Annotated in this window: 18 protein-coding genes and 1 riboswitch; of the genes, 8 read left to right on the forward strand and 10 right to left on the reverse strand. The window is 61.2% G+C overall.

The window, feature by feature from the left end; translation table 11 throughout:
- The first annotated feature begins 36 nt into the window (after window positions 1-36).
- Window positions 37-1,020, forward strand: coding sequence for an N-acetyl-D-Glu racemase DgcA (gene dgcA / locus WI754_RS16650; RefSeq protein WP_349434586.1), 984 nt, complete (start codon window positions 37-39; stop codon window positions 1,018-1,020).
- On the opposite strand, the gene WI754_RS16655 is transcribed toward dgcA, so the two are convergent.
- Both WI754_RS16655 and WI754_RS16660 read right to left on the reverse strand, forming a co-directional pair.
- Complete coding sequence (locus tag WI754_RS16655) at window positions 972-2,192, reverse strand: MFS transporter (RefSeq protein WP_349434587.1); 1,221 nt, start codon at window positions 2,190-2,192, stop codon at window positions 972-974. The genes dgcA and WI754_RS16655 overlap by 49 nt on opposite strands.
- Window positions 2,193-2,284: 92 nt before the next feature.
- The gene (locus WI754_RS16660) at window positions 2,285-3,124 is read right to left on the reverse strand and encodes a UDP-2,3-diacylglucosamine diphosphatase (RefSeq protein ID WP_349434588.1); all 840 of its coding nucleotides are present in this window, start codon (window positions 3,122-3,124) and stop codon (window positions 2,285-2,287) included.
- A 202-nt stretch (window positions 3,125-3,326) separates the two neighbouring features.
- On the opposite strand from WI754_RS16660, the gene WI754_RS16665 reads away from it, so the two are divergent.
- The 4 genes from WI754_RS16665 to WI754_RS16680 all read left to right on the forward strand — a co-directional run bounded on the left by WI754_RS16665 (window position 3,327) and on the right by WI754_RS16680 (window position 8,652).
- Window positions 3,327-5,639 (forward strand): NADP-dependent malic enzyme, encoded by a 2,313-nt coding sequence (locus tag WI754_RS16665; RefSeq protein WP_349434589.1) that lies wholly within the window; start codon window positions 3,327-3,329, stop codon window positions 5,637-5,639.
- A 172-nt stretch (window positions 5,640-5,811) separates the two neighbouring features.
- Window positions 5,812-6,549, forward strand: a complete 738-nt coding sequence (locus WI754_RS16670; RefSeq protein WP_349434590.1) for an autoinducer binding domain-containing protein — start codon at window positions 5,812-5,814, stop codon at window positions 6,547-6,549.
- A gap of 199 nt (window positions 6,550-6,748) precedes the next feature.
- The gene (locus WI754_RS16675) at window positions 6,749-7,393 is read left to right on the forward strand and encodes an acyl-homoserine-lactone synthase (RefSeq protein WP_349434591.1); all 645 of its coding nucleotides are present in this window, start codon (window positions 6,749-6,751) and stop codon (window positions 7,391-7,393) included.
- A 239-nt stretch (window positions 7,394-7,632) separates the two neighbouring features.
- Window positions 7,633-8,652, forward strand: coding sequence for a DUF2865 domain-containing protein (locus WI754_RS16680; RefSeq protein WP_349437843.1), 1,020 nt, complete (start codon window positions 7,633-7,635; stop codon window positions 8,650-8,652).
- 9 nt (window positions 8,653-8,661) lie between these two features.
- On the opposite strand, the gene bluB is transcribed toward WI754_RS16680, so the two are convergent.
- The 3 genes from bluB to WI754_RS16695 form a co-directional block, all read right to left on the reverse strand.
- Complete coding sequence (gene bluB / locus WI754_RS16685) at window positions 8,662-9,354, reverse strand: 5,6-dimethylbenzimidazole synthase (RefSeq protein WP_349434592.1); 693 nt, start codon at window positions 9,352-9,354, stop codon at window positions 8,662-8,664.
- A 43-nt stretch (window positions 9,355-9,397) separates the two neighbouring features.
- Window positions 9,398-9,611, reverse strand: a riboswitch (cobalamin riboswitch).
- 40 nt (window positions 9,612-9,651) lie between these two features.
- Complete coding sequence (locus tag WI754_RS16690) at window positions 9,652-10,473, reverse strand: SDR family oxidoreductase (protein WP_349434593.1); 822 nt, start codon at window positions 10,471-10,473, stop codon at window positions 9,652-9,654.
- A gap of 88 nt (window positions 10,474-10,561) precedes the next feature.
- Window positions 10,562-11,755 (reverse strand): phytanoyl-CoA dioxygenase family protein, encoded by a 1,194-nt coding sequence (locus WI754_RS16695; RefSeq protein WP_349434594.1) that lies wholly within the window; start codon window positions 11,753-11,755, stop codon window positions 10,562-10,564.
- Between the two features lie 104 nt (window positions 11,756-11,859).
- Here WI754_RS16695 and WI754_RS16700 point away from each other — a divergent pair, with 104 nt between their 5' ends.
- Entirely contained in the window at window positions 11,860-12,888 is a 1,029-nt protein-coding gene (locus WI754_RS16700; protein ID WP_349434595.1) for a LacI family DNA-binding transcriptional regulator, read from the forward strand.
- Here WI754_RS16700 and WI754_RS16705 read toward each other — a convergent pair whose 3' ends face one another.
- Window positions 12,889-14,217: a diguanylate cyclase gene (locus WI754_RS16705; RefSeq protein ID WP_349434596.1), complete on the reverse strand. Its 1,329-nt coding sequence runs from the start codon at window positions 14,215-14,217 to the stop codon at window positions 12,889-12,891. It abuts the gene before it with no gap.
- On the opposite strand from WI754_RS16705, the gene WI754_RS16710 reads away from it, so the two are divergent.
- The gene (locus WI754_RS16710) at window positions 14,209-14,385 is read left to right on the forward strand and encodes a hypothetical protein (RefSeq protein WP_349434597.1); all 177 of its coding nucleotides are present in this window, start codon (window positions 14,209-14,211) and stop codon (window positions 14,383-14,385) included. The two genes, WI754_RS16705 and WI754_RS16710, sit on opposite strands and share 9 nt — an antisense overlap.
- Here WI754_RS16710 and WI754_RS16715 read toward each other — a convergent pair.
- The 3 genes from WI754_RS16715 to WI754_RS16725 all read right to left on the reverse strand — a co-directional run bounded on the left by WI754_RS16715 (window position 14,369) and on the right by WI754_RS16725 (window position 17,740).
- A complete protein-coding gene (locus WI754_RS16715; RefSeq protein ID WP_349434598.1) occupies window positions 14,369-15,118 on the reverse strand; it encodes an NYN domain-containing protein in 750 nt (249 codons plus the stop codon). The genes WI754_RS16710 and WI754_RS16715 overlap by 17 nt on opposite strands.
- A gap of 82 nt (window positions 15,119-15,200) precedes the next feature.
- The gene (locus tag WI754_RS16720; protein ID WP_349434599.1) at window positions 15,201-16,037 is read right to left on the reverse strand and encodes a TolB family protein; all 837 of its coding nucleotides are present in this window, start codon (window positions 16,035-16,037) and stop codon (window positions 15,201-15,203) included.
- Between the two features lie 23 nt (window positions 16,038-16,060).
- Complete coding sequence (locus tag WI754_RS16725) at window positions 16,061-17,740, reverse strand: NAD+ synthase (protein WP_349434600.1); 1,680 nt, start codon at window positions 17,738-17,740, stop codon at window positions 16,061-16,063.
- 291 nt (window positions 17,741-18,031) lie between these two features.
- Between WI754_RS16725 and WI754_RS16730 the strand changes: the two genes are divergently transcribed.
- Complete coding sequence (locus tag WI754_RS16730) at window positions 18,032-19,972, forward strand: LTA synthase family protein (protein ID WP_349434601.1); 1,941 nt, start codon at window positions 18,032-18,034, stop codon at window positions 19,970-19,972.
- 30 nt (window positions 19,973-20,002) lie between these two features.
- Here the strand turns inward: WI754_RS16730 and WI754_RS16735 are convergent, their stop codons facing one another.
- Window positions 20,003-20,278, reverse strand: coding sequence for a hypothetical protein (locus tag WI754_RS16735; protein ID WP_349434602.1), 276 nt, complete (start codon window positions 20,276-20,278; stop codon window positions 20,003-20,005).
- Window positions 20,279-20,299: the final 21 nt, after the last annotated feature.

Below are 20,299 nucleotides of genomic sequence, written 5' to 3' on the forward strand. Positions count from 1 at the left end.
TTGGCCGCTGCGATATGGATGCCACAGGAGACACTGATGACACGTTCGCTCGTAACCGCCGTCGAACACTTCCCGATCGCCGGCAGCTTCACCATTTCGCGCGGCAGCAAGACGACGGCCTCCGTGGTTACCTGCCGCATTTCCGGCGATGGTTTTACCGGGGTCGGCGAATGCGTGCCCTACGGCCGCTACGGCGAAACCATCGACGGCGTGCTCGCTGAAATCGAGGCAATCCGCCCTGAAATCGAGGCGGGCCTTGGGCGCAACAGCTTGCTGACGGCGATGAACGCCGGCGCGGCACGCAATGCCATCGACTGCGCGCTCTGGGATCTCGAAGCAAAAACGTCAGGCAGGCACGTCTTTGCGACAGCAAATCTCACTGAACCACAGCCGCTGACGACGGCCTATACCCTCTCGCTCGGGGAGCCGGAGACCATGGCAACTCAAGCCGCGCAATACGCCCACCGGGCCTTGCTCAAAGTCAAGGTCGGAACCGCCGACGATGCCGCCCGTATTCGCGCGGTCCGCGCCGCGGCACCGGACAGCGCCATCATTCTCGACGCCAATGAGGGCTGGACGGAGGCCAATCTGGCCTATCACTTCGCCGTCTGCGCCGAATCGGGCGTCGCGCTGATCGAACAACCCCTTCCCGCAGGGCATGACGGCCTGCTGGCGTCCTTATCCCGCCCCGTCCCGGTCTGCGCCGACGAAAGCGTGCACAGGACCGAAGACCTGCCGAAGCTCGCCGGGCTCTATGATGCCGTCAATATCAAGCTCGACAAGACCGGCGGGCTGACAGAAGCGCTGCGCATGCGCGATGCGGCGCGCGCCTTGAACCTCAAGATCATGGTCGGCTGCATGGTCGGCACCTCCCTCGGCATGGCACCGGCTATTCTTCTGGCGCAAGGCGCCGAATTTGCAGACCTCGACGGACCGTTGCTTCTCGCCCGTGACCGCGAGCCCGGTCTGCGCTACGAGGCCTCGCTGGTCTTCCCGCCTATTCCCGCCCTCTGGGGCTGAAGATACCAGGCGGTCAAGGCCGAGCCGCAGCCGATCAGTGCCACAACGGACATAGAATAGAAACCGTGGACTCCGAACCAGGTGTAGAAATAGCCCGACGCAAACGTGAAGATCGCCGAGAATACGCCGGTATAGAAGAAATACAGCCCCTGCGCGGAAGCCTCCTGCTCTTCCGGCACCCGCTGGACCAGCATGTTCTGCATGCCCGTATGCATGATCGCATAGGTGAAGGCGTGAAAACACTGCAGCACGAAATAGCCCCAGAAACCGAGTTCCATCGGAAAGATGATCCAGCGCACGACGGCAAGGCCACATCCGGAAAAGATCATCGTCCACAGGCTGAAGCGCCGTATGATCGTCTTGGCGCAGGCAAACATCGCCACCTCGGCCGCGACGCCGGCGCTCCACAACAGGCCGATCTGCGTGCCGCTGAAGCCGATGTGCTGCCAGTAGATCGCCGAGAAGGCAAACAGCATCGCATGGCTGCTGTTGACCAAAGTCACGCCGACCAGAAGCAATTGCAGGTCGAGTTTGCGCAAGGCTTTGGGAGGTGGCTCGGTCAGTGTCGTCAGTGTCGATGGACGCCGCGGGCGGCCGACACGCGGCGCAATCAGCGTCAAGACGATCATCAGAAGAAAGCCGCCGACCATGGCCGGTAGCACCATCGCGCCGCCATAGACACCAATCATCGCGCCGCCGACCATCGTCGCGGCAATGAAGGCGACGGAACCCCACAGGCGCATGCTCGCATAGTCAAAACGCCAGCGCCGCACGCCGGTCAGCGCGATCGCCTCGACGATCGGCACATAGGGCGAGTATACGCCGCCCTGCAGCGCGCAGACGACCAGCACGAACCAGAAGCTGTGCGAGACGAAGAGGGCAAGCCCCGTCAGCAGCGAAAGGACCGCCGACCAGATGAGCACACGCGCGCGCTCACCGATCCTGTCGGCCAGAAGCCCGACCAGCGGCGCCGTGATGACGCGCACGAACATCGGCACCGCCAGTATGATGCCGATCTCGGCATCACTGAGGGAAAGCGTGCTGAGCCAGACCGGAAAATACGGCATGGCGAAGCCGTTGACGATGAGCGGCGCGCAGAAGAGCAAAGCGATGCGCGGCACGAAATAGGCCGGCGCATCCTCGCGATAAGGAAGCGGAGACGAGGGAATCATGGAAGGACCTGATGAATGCGTCCATGATTTATCACAGCGCCTCCGAGCGGCGCTAGAAGCTAGATTCCCCTACACTCGTTGTGCGGTTGCTTTTATGCCGCCTGTTGCGAAAGAGCCCGCGCCATCATCACTTCGATCTCGGTCGTATCCTCGCGAACGGCGGGAACGCCGCTCAGCTCACGCCAGGTGATCAGCTCCATCGTGCCGTCGTGATGCTCGGCGATCGCCGTGCAGCTTTCCACCCAGTCGCCGGTATTGATGTAGCGGACGCCACCGATATCCTCGATCACGGCGTGATGGATGTGGCCGCAGATCACCCCGTCGGCATTTTCCCGACGCGCCTCCTCGGCCACCACGCGCTGGAATTCGCCAATGAAATTGACGGCATGCTTGACCTGCAGCTTCGCCCAGGCTGAGAACGACCAATAAGGCAACCCGAGACGACGGCGGACGGCGGACAGGCCGATATTGATGAGGATCGCCATGTCATAGGCCCAATCGCCGAGATAGGCGAGCAGCCGCGCATTGCGCACCACCACATCGAATTCATCGCCGTGCAGCACCAGATATTTCTGACCATCGGCACCCTCATGCATATGCCGTTGGGCAACCTCGATGCCACCGAAATGCACACCAGGGAAATCGCGCATGAATTCGTCGTGGTTGCCGGGAATATAGATGATGCGGCTGCCCTTGCGGGCCTTGCGCAAAAGCTTCTGCACGACATCGTTGCACGCCTGCGGCCAATACCAGCTGCGCTTCAGGCGCCAACCATCGACGATGTCGCCGACAAGGATGATCGTCTCAGCCTCGTTGGCGCGCAGGAAATCCAGAAGATAGTCGGTCTTGGCCGCTTTCGATCCCAGATGCACATCGGAAATGAACAGGGTCCTGAAACGGCGAATGGCTGGGTCTTGCTCTTTCTCAGTCATACTGCCTCGCAGATCTATCGGGCCTCTTTTACCCCTGTCAAAAACAGACTCTTGTTTCAGGAGAATGACAGCCTGTGGATCGGCCATTTCCCGGTTGAGACGGCTGCCCCGGAAAACCAGGGACAATCGAGCGGTTCGAAACTGTACGGGGCGTTCGTTTCGTGCAAAAAGAGCCGCGACGAAAAGGGAAGGATTCACGAAAATGAGCACCGGCGACAAAGCCAAGACCCCAACGGTTCCAGCAAGCGGCGATCTCGACGAACAGGCGCTGTTCTTCCATCGCTATCCGCGTCCCGGCAAGCTCGAAATCCAGCCGACCAAGCCGCTTGGCAACCAGCGCGATCTGGCGCTCGCTTATTCACCGGGCGTCGCCGCCCCTTGCCTCGCCATCCGAGACGATCCGTCGACTGCCGCCGATTATACGGCCCGCGCCAATCTGGTCGCTGTCGTTTCCAACGGCACGGCAGTGCTCGGGCTCGGCAATATCGGACCGCTTGCCTCCAAGCCGGTGATGGAAGGCAAGGCCGTCCTCTTCAAGAAATTCGCAGGTATCGACGTATTCGACATCGAGATCGACGCGCCCGAGATCGACCAGATGGTCAATGTCATCGCAGCACTTGAGCCGACCTTCGGCGGCATCAACCTGGAAGATATCAAGGCCCCGGAATGTTTCGAAGTGGAGCGCCGGCTGCGCGAGAAGATGGATATTCCGGTTTTCCATGATGATCAGCATGGAACCGCGATCATCGTGGCAGCTGCCATCCTCAACGGCCTCGAACTCGCCGGCAAGGACATTGCCAAGGCAAAGATCGTCACGTCGGGCGCGGGCGCGGCAGCGCTCGCCTGCCTCAATCTCCTGGTGACGCTTGGCGCCCGGCGCGAAAACATCTGGGTGCACGATCTCGAAGGCCTCGTCTATCTCGGCCGCGAAGTGCTGATGGACGAGTGGAAGTCGATCTACGCCCAGGACAGCGCCAACCGGGTGCTCGCCGACAGCATTGCCGGTGCCGATGTCTTCCTCGGCCTTTCGGCCGCCGGCGTCCTGAAGCCTGAGCTACTGGTGCAGATGGCGGAAAAGCCGCTGATCATGGCGCTCGCCAACCCCAATCCCGAAATCATGCCGGAAGTCGCGCGCGCGGCGCGCCCGGACGCGATGATCTGCACCGGCCGCTCGGATTTCCCCAACCAGGTCAACAACGTCCTGTGTTTCCCCTACATCTTCCGCGGTGCGCTCGATTGCAGCGCCCGGACGATCAACGAGGAAATGAAGATGGCGGCCGTGCGCGCCATTGCAGCCCTTGCCCGCGAGGAGCCGTCGGATGTCGCCGCCCGCGCCTATTCCGGTGAGACGCCGGTGTTCGGCCCGGACTACCTGATCCCCTCGCCGTTCGACCAGCGGCTGATCCTGCGCATTGCGCCGGCCGTCGCCAAGGCTGCGGCCGAAAGCGGCGTCGCCAATCGGCCGATCACGGATTTCGACGCCTATCTCGACCAGCTCAACCGCTTCGTCTTCCGCTCCGGCTTCATCATGAAGCCGATCTTCGCCGCCGCCAAGAACGCCCAGAAGAACCGCGTGATCTTCTCCGAAGGCGAAGACGAGCGTGTGCTGCGCGCAGCGCAGGTGCTGCTCGAAGACGGAACGGCCCGCCCGATCCTCATCGGCCGCCCGCACATCATCGAGACCCGCCTGAAGCGCTACGGCCTGCGCATCCGGCCGGATACCGACTTCGAAGTGGTCAATCCCGAAGGCGATCCGCGGTTCCGTGACTATGTCGACGAGTATTTCTCGCTCGTCGGCCGCCTCGGTGTCATTCCGGAAGCCGCCCGCACCATTGTGCGTACAAACCAGACGGTCATTGGCGCTCTCGCAGTCCGGCGCGGCGAAGCCGATGCCCTGATCTGTGGTGTCGAAGGACGCTACAGTGCCCATCTGCGTGCCGTTTCGCAGATCATCGGCAAGCGCGAAGGCGTGCTCGACTTCTCGGCGCTCAGCCTGCTGATTTCGCAGCGCGGCACCACCTTCCTTACCGACACCTATGTGACCTTCGATCCGACAGCGGAGGAGATCGCCCAGAAGACGATCATGGCGGCCCAGGAAATCCGCCGCTTCGGCATCACGCCGCGCGCGGCCCTCGTTTCCCATTCGAATTTCGGCTCGAGGGATTCAGACAGCGCGTCAAAGATGCGCAAGGCGATGCAGATTGTTCGCGACCTCGCCCCCGACCTGGAAGCCGATGGTGAAATGCACGGCGATTCCGCTATTTCGGAAATTCTGCGCAAGCGTGTCATGCCCAACAGCACGCTGACCGGCGAAGCCAACCTGCTTGTCTTCCCCAATCTCGATGCGGCCAATATCACGCTCGGCGTCGTCAAGACCATGACCGACAGCCTGCATGTCGGCCCGATCCTTCTCGGTACCGCCCTGCCGGCCCACATCCTGTCGCCATCAGTCACCTCGCGCGGCGTCGTCAACATGGCAGCGCTCGCCGTGGTGGAAGCCTCGCATCCGGCGTGAGGCGACATCGATTGAGCCAGGTACCTGGCTCAATCGAAACAACAAAACCGCACAAAACCACTATCTTAGATTGACAACCCAAGAAACGATTTATTAACCAAAGATTGTACTGGACAAAGAGTAAAAACCGTTATCATGGTAAAATACCTTTAAATCACAGGGTATTTGCAACATGACTGACCAACGGGCATTCTTTGACCTGCTGGACATTATGGAAAACGAGAAACTCGTTGAAGCAAAACGGTTTTTCGCCCTGATGCGCAGCACTTTCAGTATTGCAAATCTGCTTTACGTCGACGTTGAGATCTTAACGTCGGGATTCGTAGTACATAGACTACACCATACCTACAGCGCGAGCGCAGTCAGAACTTATATCGATGAAGGATTTCTCCGGATCGACCCGATCTTTCGGTCGGCCATGGGCAGCATCAGGCCGGTGGACTGGGCGACCGCCCGCAAACTTTACCCCGAAAACGAACCACTCTTTTCCGCGGCTGCCCATCATGGACTCGGCGTCAATGGCATCACGCTGCCGCTTGCCGCGCCGACGCGCCGGCTGGCTTTTCTAGCGATCCATGCCGATGTCCCGGCCGAGGAATGGCCGGCCTATAGACGCTGCCATCTGCGTGATTTCCAGCTGCTGGCCAATCTCTTTCATGCCTCCCTCCTGGAGAACGAAAACAGGGTCGAGCTTTCGAACCACGACGCCGGGTCGCTCACCAATCGGGAGACCGAAGTGCTTGGCTGGGCCGCTGCCGGCAAAAGCTATTGGGAAATCGGCACCATCCTCGGCATCTCCGAACGCACCGTTCGCTTCTTCATGACCAATGCCCGGCGCAAGCTGAATGTCGTGTCCAACGCACAGGCCGTCGCCCAGGCCGTCCGGCGCGATCTTATTCCGACCTTCTGACTTCACCGAAGCGGCCTCATCCAAGGCGCCTCCAACCCGTTTCCTGTCCCGCAATCGCCAGCTCAGTGCGTCCAAAGGGACGCACTGGATTTCATCACATATTGGCGTGCATTCGAAACCTGTCACTACCGACAGTTTTGCCGATCGCCGATCACTGACAGCATTTGCTCCTCGCATTCGAGATCACAGGAGCAAAAAAATGATCAGGATTTTCAACCGCAACAGCCGCAAACAGTATCCCCAGGATATCGACGCCATGTTCAGGCTGCGCAAGCGCGTCTTCCACGATCTCCTGAAATGGGATGTGTCGGTACGCGGCGATTGGGAAATCGACCACTACGACGACGCCAATCCACTCTATGTGCTGTCCTACTCCGACCAGACCGGACGCCTGTGTGGCTCTCTGCGACTGCTTCCGACGCTTGGGCCCAACATGCTCGACGACACCTTCCCCATTCTGCTCGGGGGCAATCCGGAGGTTCGCGATGCATCGGTGTGGGAGTCGAGCCGTTTCTGCATCGATCCAGAGATTTCGCAGGATCGCGGCTCCAATCAGGTGACGATCGCCGCGGCGGAACTGATGTGCGGCGTCGGTGAACTCGGGCTGTCCTCCGGCCTCAGCCACATCGTCACCGTGACGGATGTCTTCCTCGAGCGGATGTTCCGCCGCATGGGTTGCCCCGGCGAGCGCATCGGCGAACCGCAGCACATCGGTTCGGTCTATGCGGTCGCCGTCGCCTGGGAAGTGACGACCGAACTGCTGGAGACGATGAAAACTGTCGCTCAAATCGGCGGACCGGTCCTGGAAACGCCCATGTCGCTCGAAACCGCCCGCGCCGCCTAACGTCGGCTTCCGGAGGGCCGCGACCGCGGCTCTCCGGCCACATCGGCGGAATTTCCCGGGCTCGCGTTAACGCTGGCAAGCGGACTGCGTTGCGCCTCTTTCGAATGGCGGTATGATAGGCAATGGCTTGGAGCGCGGCAATAATCCGCCGCGCCCGATAGAGTGCCGGTTCGCTCAGACGAGAGAAAACAGTGATTTTCCGTTCGGTTCGCTTCGCGGCGCTTATCGCTCCGCTTCTCATGGCTATGACGGCCACCGCCGACGCCTCGACGGTGTGCGAACGGCTGAATGCGCGCCTGTCGAACCTGCCGAAGATCGTCGCCTCAAATGCTAATCTGCGCGACTACACCGGTGCAATCGCCCGGCAGAACCTTGATCTGCGCAAGGCGCGCAGCGACCGGCGGCGTCTGGGGTGCAGTTCCGGCAGCGTGATCATTGTCGGCGATCCGAACGAGGAGACCTGCGAGGCCCTCGACAGCAAAATCTCACAGATGGAAATCAAACTCGAAACGCTGAAGGCCCGCCGCGAATATCTGGTGACCGGCGGCGACAGCGAAATCAGCCGCCGGCGGATCCTTACCGCGCTCTATGTCAATCGGTGCTTCGAAGAACAGGATGAAACGCTGGCCGAAGCCGAAGAGCCGGAAACGCACCGCAACATCCTGAGGGATCTGCCGCCGATCAGCGAAGGTGACCCGGCCTTGCGCGGCGGTGCCGACGTATCGGATTTCACCCGGCCGGGCGCTGACGACGGCGGCCTGCGCACGTTGTGCGTTCGCACCTGCGACGGCGCCTTCTTCCCGATCTCGTCCGGCGCCACCCCCGCCGATTTCCAGCGCGATGCAGAGACTTGCCAACGCCGATGCCCGGGTGCGGAAACGGCACTCTATTACCATGCGCTTGCGACCGAAGAGACCGATCAGATGATCTCGGCCTCCACAGGCGAGCCCTATCTCGAACTGCCCACGGCCTTCGCCTACAAGACCCGTGACCGCAGCCAGCCCGGCCAATGCGGTTGTGCGCCTGCCCGGCAGACCGCCACGAACCAGAGTGTGCCGGACGACGGCAGCGGCATTCTTGAGATCAGGCCGCGCAAGGCTGACAAGACGGCAGCAAAGGCTGCCATCGCAGACCGTCCCTACGATCCGCAGAACAGCAAAGTGCGCGTTGTCGGGCCGAGCTTCCTGCCCTCCCACAAATCGTCGATCGACCTGAAACACCCGACCGGCCCCGGATACCAGCCGCAGCAGACCAACTGATTAGAGCCTCTACCTGGCCGGCTTGACACCCCAGGCGTTGGCGAAGACCAGCTCGTCGAGCGCCAGTCGCTGCCGCCAGCCTTTGACGGCCAGTTCAGGTTCCGCATAGAGCTGATCGACATAGCCCAGGCAGAGCCAGGCGATGATCTCGATGTGATCGGGTATGCCAAGAACGGCCTTGACGTCGCGCTCGTGGAAAATGCTCACCCAGCCGACGCCGACGCCTTCCGCCCGCGCGGCAAGCCACAGGTTCTGCACGGCGCAGACCGTCGAAAACGCGTCCATGCGCGGATTGTGCGTCCGGCCGAGAACGACCTTGCCGGCACGGGTCGGGTCGCAGGTGATACAGAGGCTCACCGGCGCCTTGCGGATGCCTTCCAGCTTAAGCGAGCGATACGTGTCGCGCGCGGCGCCATCGAACATCAGCGCCGCCTCCTCATTGGCACGCTGGAAGGCTTCGAACACCTTTTGGCGTCTGTCTTCGTCCCGCACGACAATGAAATTCCACGGCTGCATGAAACCGACGGAGGGTGCGCTGTGGGCGGCGGCAAGCAGCCGTGCGATCACATCGTCCGGCAGTGGTGTCGGAAGGAACTGATCGCGCACGTCACGGCGTGTCTCGATGGCGCGGTAGACGGCGGCGCGCTCGTCCGGTGAAAATGCCTCCGCCCTGACAAGGCGGTCTTGCGGTTCCGTTTGCATCGTTTGATCCCCAACAATGCGAAACCTCCCGCCGTCCGCGCGGGGCTGGTCTATCTCGTCAGGCCGGTCTTCTGACTGCGGATCAACCCGCCTTGCCGCCTTCCCAAATCACATGAGGATTCAGTGGCAGAATTCTGAAAATATTCAGAAATTCATTCTAGCAAGGCCGTCCCCGTCACAGCGTTGGGCACGTCCCGGATTTTCACCGGATTCCCGATTCTCCCGCTTTCGCGGGCACCTGAACCAAACCGATAAAGGCACAGCGGGCCGCCGAATGCAAGCGGCCCAACGTTCTCCTCACAGGGCGGCAACCGGATGTGGTGAACCGTCATAAGCGCCCCAGATCGACTGATCGAAGCAGATCACCGAGCCGGTTATCAGGCCGGATTCGGCCGACGACAGATAGGCACAGGCCCGCGCCACCTCGGCCGGATCGACAAGACGACCGAAAGGCTGGCTTGCAGCCGCCTTCTCCAGCCAGTCGTTGGCAGCGCCATGAAACTCGCGCTGGATGCGATCCTCACCTTCCGACGCCATCCACCCGATGTTGAGCCCGTTGACGCGGATGCGGTTGCGCAACACCGCATAAGCGGTGTTCTTGGTCAGTGTTTCCAGCGCGCCCTTGGAGGCGCAATAGGCGGAGATGAACGGCTGCCCGGCCTTGGCCGACATCGAGCCGATATTGACGATCGTCCCCTCTGTCTTTTCCCGGCGCATCACCTTGATCGCCTCCTGCATCAGGAAGAACGGCGCGCGCACGTTGACGGCGAACATGCGGTCGAACAATTCCGGGGTTGTATCGAGGATGGTGCCGCGATCGGTAATCGCAGCCGCATTCACCAGCGCATCAACGCGGCCAAACTGCGTATCGCAGGCAGCGACGACCTTGCGTGCGTCCTTCACCTCTCCGAGATCGGCCTGTACATACACCACCTTGGTACCCGCAGCCCTACCGATCTCGGCCGCCTTGGCCTCGCCTTTTGCGGCATTGCGGCCACAGATGACGATGCCAGCGGCGCCCCGTTCGGCAAACAGCGCCGCGATCGTCGCTCCCAACCCTTGGGTACCGCCGGTCACAATCGCGATCTTGCCGTCAAGGCGGCCATAGTCGTTGCTCATTCCGTTTCCTCCGTTTTGAAATGGCGATGATGCAGAAAACTTCCGTCCGGAAACCGGACGGAAGTTTGACATGCCGGGTGCGCCGGCGTCAGCTCAGTTTCTTCTCCGCCTGTGCCGCAAGCGCGCCAGCGAAGGCCGCCGCCTCCCACCCGCCGGCCAGCGCCTCATGCATCAACTGCGCCTGCGTCTTCGGCGCCAGTCCGCCGAGCGGCGGATCGCGGTCCAGATTGGTCGGGAAGGAATAACCTTCCGCGCAGGACGCGATCGCGTTGGCCGCCTGCGCGTCAGATAGCCGTCCATCGGCCAGCATGGCTTTCAGGGCCGGATAGAGCGTTGCACTCATCCGCTCGCGGTTGACCGTCTCCATCGCCCGACCGAAGGCGGACGAAACCTGCAGCAGATTGGCGACACGCTTGATGTCGGCCGAACGATTGGTGCCGGCAGCGTGGAAAAGCGCCGGATTAAAGAACACCAGATCGCCCTTGGACAGCGGCAGTTGCACGTGGTTCTTATCGAAATAGTCGCCAAACTCCTGTCGTTTCAGGGCCAGATAACCCGGCACATAGGTCTGGCTGTAGGGCATGAACAGCGTCGGACCGCTTTCGAGCGGCATATCGCAATGGGCAACCGCCCCCTGCAAGGTGAGCACCGGCGACAGCCGATGCACATGGGCAGGAAACTGCTCGATCACGGCCGATGTCTGGAAGCCGAGATGGTAGTCTCGATGCGCCGATTGCGCCGCACCACCCGGATTGACCCGGTTGACCTGCGCCGTCATCTGGTAGCTCGGCCCGAGCCAGGCTTCGCTGACCAGCGCGATCAGCGTGTTGCCGTAATAGGCCGCGAAATTCTCCGGATCCTTGAGGCAGTGCTTTTCCAGCGAATTCCAGATCCGGTCATTGGCGCCGGGCTTGGCAAAATGGTCGCCGCCTCCGGTATTGGTGCGATGCTGCTCTTTGATGATCTCGTCGAAGACACCGCTTGCCGTATCGATGACGCCCGTATCCTCGAAAGCCTGCTTCAGGACGATGACGCCCGGGCCCATCGCGAAGGCCTCACAGATCTCCGCGAGCACCGCGCGACGTCCATCGTCTGTTTCGGCCGCCTTCAGAACACTGGCGCCGTCATAGATCAGCACATTTTTCTCGACGCTTGCCGCATGCTGATAGTCGCTGAGCAGCGTCCTCCGCTCCACCTCGCGTCGGAAATCCTCCAGATCGCAGGCCGCTTCCGTTAGCCAGACCCGATCGGCGCGCTGCCTCAGAGCATTGTCGGTCTTCATCCTTTTTTCCTCCCACTTGGTGCCGTTCGATGGCCCGACTATACGTGGTGGAAAAACCTGATATAGAGCAGAAATCCATCAAAACACCATCAGAGCAAGACCAAATGGCGCATGAGTTTCTGGTCAAGGACATTGCCTTCCAGGCAGGCCTCAGCACCGCGACCGTCGATCGGGTGCTCAACGGTCGGCAAGGCGTGCGCAAGCAGACCGAAATGCGCGTGCGTGCCGCCATCCGGGAACTGGAAAAGCAGCAGGCCGGCATGGAGGTTCAGGGGCGGAAATTCGGCATCGACATCGTCATGGAAGCGCCGGAGCGATTTACCAACGCGGTCCGTGACGCCTTCGAAAGCGAGAGCCTCACCTTCCTGCCGACGATCTTCCGGTCCCGTTTCCATTTTGCCGAGACGGTGCGGCCGCACGAGATCGTCCAGCTACTCGACCGCATTCGCCTGCGAGGCACCGACGGCATCGTGCTGAAAGCGCCCGACGTTCCCGATATCAGCGCCGCCGTCGTCCGGCTCGAACAGTCCGGCATTCCCGTCGTGACGCTGGTCACCGACCTGCCGAACGCGCCGCGCACCGCCTATGCCGGGGCGGACAATAGGGCCGCCGGAGAGACCGCCGCCTATCTGATCGGCGAGCGGTTCGCTGGAAGTCCGGCAACCGTGCTGGTGACGCTGTCGAGCAGCCGGTTCCGGGGCGAAGAGGAGCGGGAGATCGGTTTCCGCCGAACCTTGCGCGACCGCTACCCGTCGATCGGGATCGTGGAGGTCAGCGAAGGGCTTGGCCGCGACGAAGCAACCGGCGCACTCGCGGCAGAGGCCCTGTCCGCCAATCCGGGCATCAACGCCGTCTATTCGATCGGCGGCGGCAACCGGGCGGTGCTTGCCGCTATTGCTGAGGCCGCCAGGCCCTGCACCATTTTCGTCGCGCATGATCTCGATGCCGACAATCTCGATCTGCTGCGCAGCGGACAAATCCACTTCATTCTGCATCATGATCTGAAAGCCGATGTCCGCACGGCCTTCCGCGCGATCATGAACCGTCGCGGGGCCTTGGCCAATTCGAAAGGAACGCACCTCTCGGCTGTGGAAGTCATCACGCCCTACAACATACCGGCATGGGTGCGTTAGTCAGGCGGCCTGTCCGGCTTCGGGAGCACGCTGCACGTCGAGGAGGTCATCGGCCGTTTGGACGCGATTGCGGCCACGGCTCTTGGCGAGATAGAGCGCCTGATCGGCGAGCGGCACGAGCTCGCGGGCAATGCGGCCGTGGTCGGGCGCGAAGGCGACGCCGATGCTGCTGCCGACGCGCAGCAACTGCCCCTCGAACGGCACCGGCACCTGCGCCTCGACAATCAGCGTATTGGCAAGTGCGATGACCTGATCGCGCGCCATGGTATGGTCGAGAATGACGGTAAATTCGTCCCCACCGAGGCGGGCGACGACACCGTTGTCCGCGACACGGGCCGCAAAGCGGGACGCAAGCGTCTTCAACACGGCATCACCGGCCGGATGCCCGTAGCCATCATTGACCGCCTTGAACTTGTCGAGATCGATGCAGAGCAGCGAGAACGACCGCTCCTTCACCCGGGCAAGCGACGTCTCAAGAACATCGTCGAAACCGCTGCGGTTCAGAAGCCCGGTCAGGCGATCATGTTTGGCGAGATGGCGGTTTTCCGCCTCGCTCGTCTGCAGCGCCGAGAACACCGCACCGAACCGGACTGCGATGAAAGCCATGACCAAAGCGCCGGACATGGCAATGACGATGACGCTCGGAAGCGTTTCGGACCGAACGAAACTGCCCGGCGCACGCGGCGTCCAGGCAGCGACCATGCAGGCCGGCTGCGAGCAATCGCTGACGGCCACATGGATGGAGCCTTCCGGCACCTGGCGCAACGGCGCAAAGGCAAGGCTGGAGATGCCGAGCCGGTCTTCCATGTCGGTGATCATCCGGTCGCTGAAGGGCTTTACCGTGACCATGAACACCGGGTTGCGGCGAGCCATCGGAATTTCCGCCGTTTTCGGTACCACGGCCTGCACGACAACGATGCTCATGCTGCCATCGATCATCCTCAAGTCGGCAGCATGGATGTTCGGGACCGGGGCCGTCAGCTCATCCGGGTGGGCCTTGGTAGACTGCAGCACCCAGCCTCCGCCCTTGGCCACCAATGCCGCTTCATAGAGGTCATTCGCCTTCTCGAGCAGATCAACGGCCCATTTCAGGGTGCGGGAACCACTTTGAGGAACGACCTTCTCACCGTTTTCGACCGCCAGCAGCGTGCGCTCACTGGCATCGGCAAAAATCATCCAGGAGAATCCGAAATCCTTCCACAGCCAGTCCGTAAGCTCCTGCTTGACGAAGGCACCGGTAAAGCCCTGCCCTTCAAGCTGCGCAAAGCTTTTGTCCCAGAAGGAAAACTGCGCCTGATACTGCACCACCGCGTCGATCTGGTGCTGCATCTCGCTTTCGATGAGTTTGCGTTCGGCGGTAAGGCCGAACCGGTCGGCCTCGGTGACGGAGCGGTCGAGGACGAAGGCAAGGCTGGCGACAATCAGCAGCGGAAGTTTCGTTTACGCAAGCTGGTTGGAAATCCGTTAATTGCGGCAGCCCCTATCGTGCGGAAATGACTGCAATCCTGGGCTTCACGCGGACGAACATCCCTTTTTCACGCTGCTGCAAATCGAGTGACGCATCCTGACGAAGAAGCTTTGTCAAAGTGGCAGAACCATAAGACTTCGTCGTGAAGTTGGGAGCAACCACACGCAAAGCCTTTCCCAAACTAGCAATTGAGACCCATCCATTGTCCGTTTCGGCATCAAATGTTTTGATTGCCGCGCTTACAAGTGACAGCACGCCCTGCGGTTTTGCGGGTTTCCCCGTGGGTTTCGCTTGAGGTTTCGCCGTTGCGGCAACGGGCACCGGAACAAGGGAGGATTGACCAACGACATGAAAGGCGTCGCAGCTTTGGCGAAACGATGTGGATGCCTGCTTGCTGCCAATGCCGATAACGACCTTCCCTCCGCCGCGCAGATGCATTGCAAGCGGTGTGAAATCACCGTCCGAGGAGACAAGACAGAAAACATCGGCCTTGTTGGCAAACATCAGCTCCACCGCATCGATCGTCATGCGCATGTCGCTGAAATTCTTGCTTTTGCACGGGCTCGAAACCTGAATGGTGTCAACGGCATGGGGCGCTGCCGCTGCAAGCCAGCCAGCCCCTCTCCCGTGGGCAAAATCGCCGTAGGCGCGGCGCGTCACCGTCGCTCCATAGGCGCCTGCTTCCCGCAGGACGTGGCTGGCGAAATCTCCCGGAACATTTTCCGCATCGATCAGTACGGCCACTCGGTTATGAATGGGCATTTCCCGTTCCCCTGTTTTAGAAAACAATAGGAAAAGGAATAATTGCGCACAAGACCAAGACACAACCACCGAAAGGCGTATTCTATACCTCTGAGGGCACCGGCTCATACCGCACGAAGGCGAATTCCTTGCCATCGGGAGACCAGTTGGGCACGTTGATCGTACCTTGGCCGCCGAACAGCTCGAACAGGACGCGGGCGTTACCGCCGTCCGGATTCATCAGCCGCAGCCGAACGTCGAGGTCGCGCGGGTGATCGAACACGTCGCCGTCATAGGAAAGCACGAGCAGGTGTTTTCCGTCGGGTGATGGATGCGGGAACCAGTCGCCGTATTCGCTGTCGGTGATACGCGTCACATCCGAACCGTCCGGACGGATACGCCAGATCTGCATCCGGCCGGCGCGGCTGGAGTTGAAATAGATCCATTTCCCATCCGGGCTGTAATCCGGACCGTCATTGCGCCCTTCGCCAAATGTCAGCCGCGTTTCGTCGCCGCCATCGACTGGGATCGTATAGATATCGAAGACCTGATCGCGGATGCCGCAATAGGCCAGCGTCTTTCCGTCCGGCGACCAGCCGTGCCAATAGGACGGTAGGTTGCGGGTCACGAGCCGCGGCGCGCCGCCTTCCGCCGGCAAAAGGTAGATCGCCGACTTGCCGAATTCAGTCTTGTCGCTGATGACGATCGTCTCGCCGTCGGGCGAGATGCCGTGGTCGTTGTTGCATTGGCGCGCAAAGCCGGTGTCGATCAATATCGGCTCCCGAGCTGTCAGCGCCAGCCGATAGAGCAGCCCGTCTCCGTTGACAACGAGCGACTGTCCATCGGGCGACCAATTCGGCGCCTCCACCAGTTGCTCCGTTTGCCAGACGATCCGGCTCGTGCCGGTTTCGAGCGTGTAGATTTCGACCGAACTGCGCATATCGCCTCCTCCGGCTCGTCGTTTTACCGGTCGCGGAACCGGTTGGTGATCGGATAGCGGCGGTCGCGCCCAAAGTTCTTCTTGGTGATCTTCACGCCCGGCGCCGACTGGCGGCGCTTGTATTCGGCGATATAGAGCAGATGCTCGATGCGGTGCACCGTCGCCTCGTCATGACCGCGCTCGACGATCTCCTCGGTGCTCATTTCCTTTTCGACCAGGCACTCGAGGATATCGTCCAGCACCGGATAGGGCGGCAGGGAATCCTGGTCGGTCTGGTTCGGACGAAGCTCCGCCGACGGCGCCTTGTCGATGATGTTCTTCGGGATCACCTCGCCGGACGGCCCGAGCGCACCGGGCGGCACGGTCGTATTGCGCCAGCGCGACAGGCCGTAGACCTGCATCTTGTAGAGATCCTTGATCGGGTTGAAGCCGCCGTTCATGTCGCCGTAGAGCGTTGCGTAACCGACCGACATTTCCGACTTGTTGCCGGTCGTCACCACCATCGAGCCGAACTTGTTGGAGAGCGCCATCAGGATCGTGCCGCGCGTGCGGCTCTGCAGGTTTTCCTCGGTGATGCCCGATTCCGTGCCCTCGAACATCTCTGAAAGCGCGCTCATGAAGCCCTGCACCGGCTCCTCGATCGGCACGATGTCGTAGCGGCAGCCGAGGGCCCTGGCGCATTCCTCGGCGTCCTTGAACGAATCCGATGACGTATAGCGATAGGGCAGCATCACCGTGCGTACGCGCTCCTCACCCAGCGCGTCGACGGCGAGTGCTGCACAGATCGCCGAGTCGATACCGCCGGAGAGGCCGAGCACGACGTTCTTGAAGCCGTTCTTGTTGACGTAGTCGCGAAAGCCCAGCATGCAGGCGCGATAGTCCGCCTCTTCCTGCTGCGGCAGGCGCGACATCATCCCCGGCTCGCAAACCCAGCCGTCGCTGCTTCTGCGCCATTCGGAAATGGAGATGCTCTCCTCGAACTGGCTCATCTGGAAGGCCAGCTTCCTGTCCGCATTGAAGGCGAAGCTGGCGCCATCGAAGACCAGTTCATCCTGGCCGCCGAGCTGGTTGGCAAAGATCATCGGTAAGCCGGTCTCGATCACCTGGCGAAGCACGACTTGGTGGCGCACGTCGATCTTGCCGCGATAATACGGCGAGCCATTGGGCACGAGCAGGATTTCCGCGCCGCTTTCCGCCAGCGTCTCGCATACCCCCATGTCGTTCCAGATTTCCTCGCAGATCGGGATGCCGAGCCGCACGCCGCGGAAATTGACCGGCCCCGGCATAGCACCTTCGGTGAAAACGCGCTTTTCGTCGAATTCGCCATAGTTCGGCAGATCGATCTTGTCGCGAACGACCAACACCCGGCCCCCGTCGAGAACCGCAACGGAATTGTGTCGTCCCGCCTCGCCCTGACGCGGAAAGCCGACGACGACGCCCGGACCGCCGTCGGCCGTATCCGCCGCGAGCGCATCGACCGCCTTCTGGCAGGCTTTGAGAAAGGCCGGCTTCAGGACCAGATCTTCCGGCGGATAACCGGAGATGAAGAGTTCCGTCAGAAGAAGCAGGTCGGCCCCGTTGCGGGCGGCGTCGGCGCGCGCTTCGCGCGCCTTGGCAAGGTTGCCGACGATATCGCCGACGGCCGGGTTGAGTTGGGCAACGGCGATGCGAAACGTGGTCGAAATGGTCTTTTGCGCGGTCATGAAACAGGCCCGTACTTTGTCTTGCTGTCGCGGATGCGGCGGCACCCGGGGAGATATCTAACGCATTCCGCGCCAAAAAAACCCGTGCCTGCCGTGAAAATAGAAAAAAAGCGTCCGCTCGGGATTTGAGACCCGCAGCACAACCACAGGAATGCCCCGGCGCGCACGTTTCGCGTCTCGGATCCCGACAGAAAAAGCACTGGAAAAACCTTACCCGGCTTATTCATCCTGCGTTCAACATGACATCTGTATGACATTGAGACGACAGTTTTATGAAAATTGGAGAGGGCCTTGGCCAGTTTTGAATCGGCAGTGCGTACTGCTACCGCCACCGAGGTCTACGGTCCCCCAATCGCTTTCGGCGCCCGTAACAGCAAGCTGCTGTCGATCGCGGGACGCCTCTGCCTGTCGCTGCTCCTGTCGATCACGCTCATCTTCGCCGTTGAATGGATCACGCGCGATTCGGCCTCCGAGGCAGTCTCGTATTTCCTTGATCCGGTGCGCCCCGCCTGGACAACGGCCGGCGTCTTCTTTTTCGTCTTCCTGGCACTCGACGCGGCGTTCGGACGCGAAAACTACAGCATTATTTTCATCGCGCCGCTCGCACTGATCCCGGCCCTCGTCAGCCGCCAGAAGCAGATTTTCCTCTCAGACCCGCTCTATCCCACGGACTTCCTGTTCGGGCGCCAGATCATGGAACTGATGCCGGTCCTGGTGCGGGACCGCCCCTGGACGGCGGCCGGCATTGTCGTCGGCCTTATCGCCTCGATCATCGCCCTTGCCTGGCTTGCCCGTTTCGCCTGGCGCCGCTTTCCGCTGTTGACACGCCGCCAGCGCCTGACCCGGCTGGCGGTGGCCCTGCCGCTGCTCGCCTCCTTCTACCACATCATGGACTACAACAATTTCTCCTGGATACGCGATCGGCTGCAGATCATTCCGATCATGTGGGACCAGACGGAAAACTATCGCCACAACGGTTTCGTCATGGCGTTCGCCCTCAACCTGCCGATGGCAAACGTCACGGCGCCGGCGGGCTACATGTCCGATGCCATCGACAAGATCCCGACGAAGCCGGTGCCGGCCGGCACGACGCATCGTGGCAAGCCGGACGTCATCGTGCTGATGAGTGAATCCTTCTGGGATCCGACCCGCCTGCCGAACGTCAAGCTGTCGCCCGATCCGATGCCGACCATCCGTAAGATGCAGTCCGGCAACGTGCTTTCGCCGGAATTCGGCGGCATGACCGCCAATGTCGAGTTCGAAGCACTGACCGGCTTTTCGAATGCCTTCCTGCCCTATGGCAGCATTCCCTACCAGCAGTATATCCGCAATCCGATCCCGTCGCTTGCCACCTTCTTCCGCGGCGAAGGTTATGTCGCCCGCGCCGTGCATCCGTTCCAGAAATGGTTCTGGAACCGCAGTGCCGTCTACAAGGCCTTCGGCTTCGAACAGTTCCGGTCGGAAGAGAACCTGCCGGCCATGCAGAAGCGCGGCATCTTCGCTTCCGACGAATCGCTGACGAAGGAGATCATCCGCGAGGCCGATCAGCTGCGCGATCCGTTCTTCTTCTTCACCGTCACGCTGCAGGGCCACGGCCCCTATGAAGCGAACCGCTACGCGAAGAACACCATCAAGGTGGAAGGAAACCTGCCGGAAGTCGACAGGCAGGTGCTGGCGACCTATGCGCAAGGCATCAAGGAAGCCGACGACAGCCTGAAAATGCTGATGGATTGGGCGAAGGAGCGCGACCGTGAAACGATCATCGTGCTCTTCGGCGACCATCTGCCGCCGCTGAACACGGTCTATCCGAACACCGGTTTCATGAACGACGTGACCGCCTCGCGCAAGGGACCGCTCGAACAGATGAAGGCCCAGCACGAGACGCCGCTGGTCGTTTGGTCGAACAAGACCGGGCCGGTCAAGGATATCGGCACGATCAGCCCGGCCTTCCTGTCCTATCATATCCTCAAGCAGGGCGGCTTCGAGCACCCCTACTACACGGGATTCCTCGGCAACGTCTTCGACCAGTATCACGTCATCGATCGCTACATGCTCATCGATGCCGCCGGCAAGGACACGCCCGCCTGGGGTCGCAAGAAGACTGTTCCCTCTCTTATCCGCGACTATCGCTTCCTGCAGCACGACATGATGTTCGGCAAGCGTTTCGGGACAGACAGGTTCTTCCAGTCACACGCGGATCTGTTCGCGCACGCAAGCGGAGGGGCTCTCTAGAAAGGTCTCCCCGTCGGGGTTAGGATTAAGCTAACCCGCTTCAGCGGGGACGAGCCGCGGCATCTTCTGGACATCGGACAACCGGCGAACCGCACCGGCTTTGACCAAGCCGCCCAACGCCTCCTGCATGAGATCGACGGCGTTGGCGAAGGCATCGACCGGCATGAGTATCCTCTGGCGGAAAACCGGTTTCGGATTGTTTTGCCCGTCTTTTTCGGTGGCGGAAAGGCTCATCAGATCGATCCTGACGACCGCGCCGGTCACGGTGATCTCGCCAATGCCGTCGGCGTAGAGTTCGCTGCTCATCGGTACTCTCCCTCTATCGCG

Origin of the sequence: Pararhizobium sp. A13 (assembly GCF_040126305.1) — a bacterium.
In the GTDB taxonomy this organism is placed as follows: Bacteria; Pseudomonadota; Alphaproteobacteria; order Rhizobiales; family Rhizobiaceae; genus Pararhizobium.

Coding starts and splice junctions, on each gene's coding strand:
- dgcA (WP_349434586.1), top strand. CDS start 37: ATGACACGTTCGCTCGTAACCGCCGTCGAACACTTCCCGATCGCCGGC.
- WI754_RS16655 (WP_349434587.1), bottom strand. CDS start 2,192: ATGATTCCCTCGTCTCCGCTTCCTTATCGCGAGGATGCGCCGGCCTAT.
- WI754_RS16660 (WP_349434588.1), bottom strand. CDS start 3,124: ATGACTGAGAAAGAGCAAGACCCAGCCATTCGCCGTTTCAGGACCCTG.
- WI754_RS16665 (WP_349434589.1), top strand. CDS start 3,327: ATGAGCACCGGCGACAAAGCCAAGACCCCAACGGTTCCAGCAAGCGGC.
- WI754_RS16670 (WP_349434590.1), top strand. CDS start 5,812: ATGACTGACCAACGGGCATTCTTTGACCTGCTGGACATTATGGAAAAC.
- WI754_RS16675 (WP_349434591.1), top strand. CDS start 6,749: ATGATCAGGATTTTCAACCGCAACAGCCGCAAACAGTATCCCCAGGAT.
- WI754_RS16680 (WP_349437843.1), top strand. CDS start 7,633: ATGGCTATGACGGCCACCGCCGACGCCTCGACGGTGTGCGAACGGCTG.
- bluB (WP_349434592.1), bottom strand. CDS start 9,354: ATGCAAACGGAACCGCAAGACCGCCTTGTCAGGGCGGAGGCATTTTCA.
- WI754_RS16690 (WP_349434593.1), bottom strand. CDS start 10,473: ATGAGCAACGACTATGGCCGCCTTGACGGCAAGATCGCGATTGTGACC.
- WI754_RS16695 (WP_349434594.1), bottom strand. CDS start 11,755: ATGAAGACCGACAATGCTCTGAGGCAGCGCGCCGATCGGGTCTGGCTA.
- WI754_RS16700 (WP_349434595.1), top strand. CDS start 11,860: ATGGCGCATGAGTTTCTGGTCAAGGACATTGCCTTCCAGGCAGGCCTC.
- WI754_RS16705 (WP_349434596.1), bottom strand. CDS start 14,217: ATGCAGCACCAGATCGACGCGGTGGTGCAGTATCAGGCGCAGTTTTCC.
- WI754_RS16715 (WP_349434598.1), bottom strand. CDS start 15,118: ATGCCCATTCATAACCGAGTGGCCGTACTGATCGATGCGGAAAATGTT.
- WI754_RS16720 (WP_349434599.1), bottom strand. CDS start 16,037: ATGCGCAGTTCGGTCGAAATCTACACGCTCGAAACCGGCACGAGCCGG.
- WI754_RS16725 (WP_349434600.1), bottom strand. CDS start 17,740: ATGACCGCGCAAAAGACCATTTCGACCACGTTTCGCATCGCCGTTGCC.
- WI754_RS16735 (WP_349434602.1), bottom strand. CDS start 20,278: ATGAGCAGCGAACTCTACGCCGACGGCATTGGCGAGATCACCGTGACC.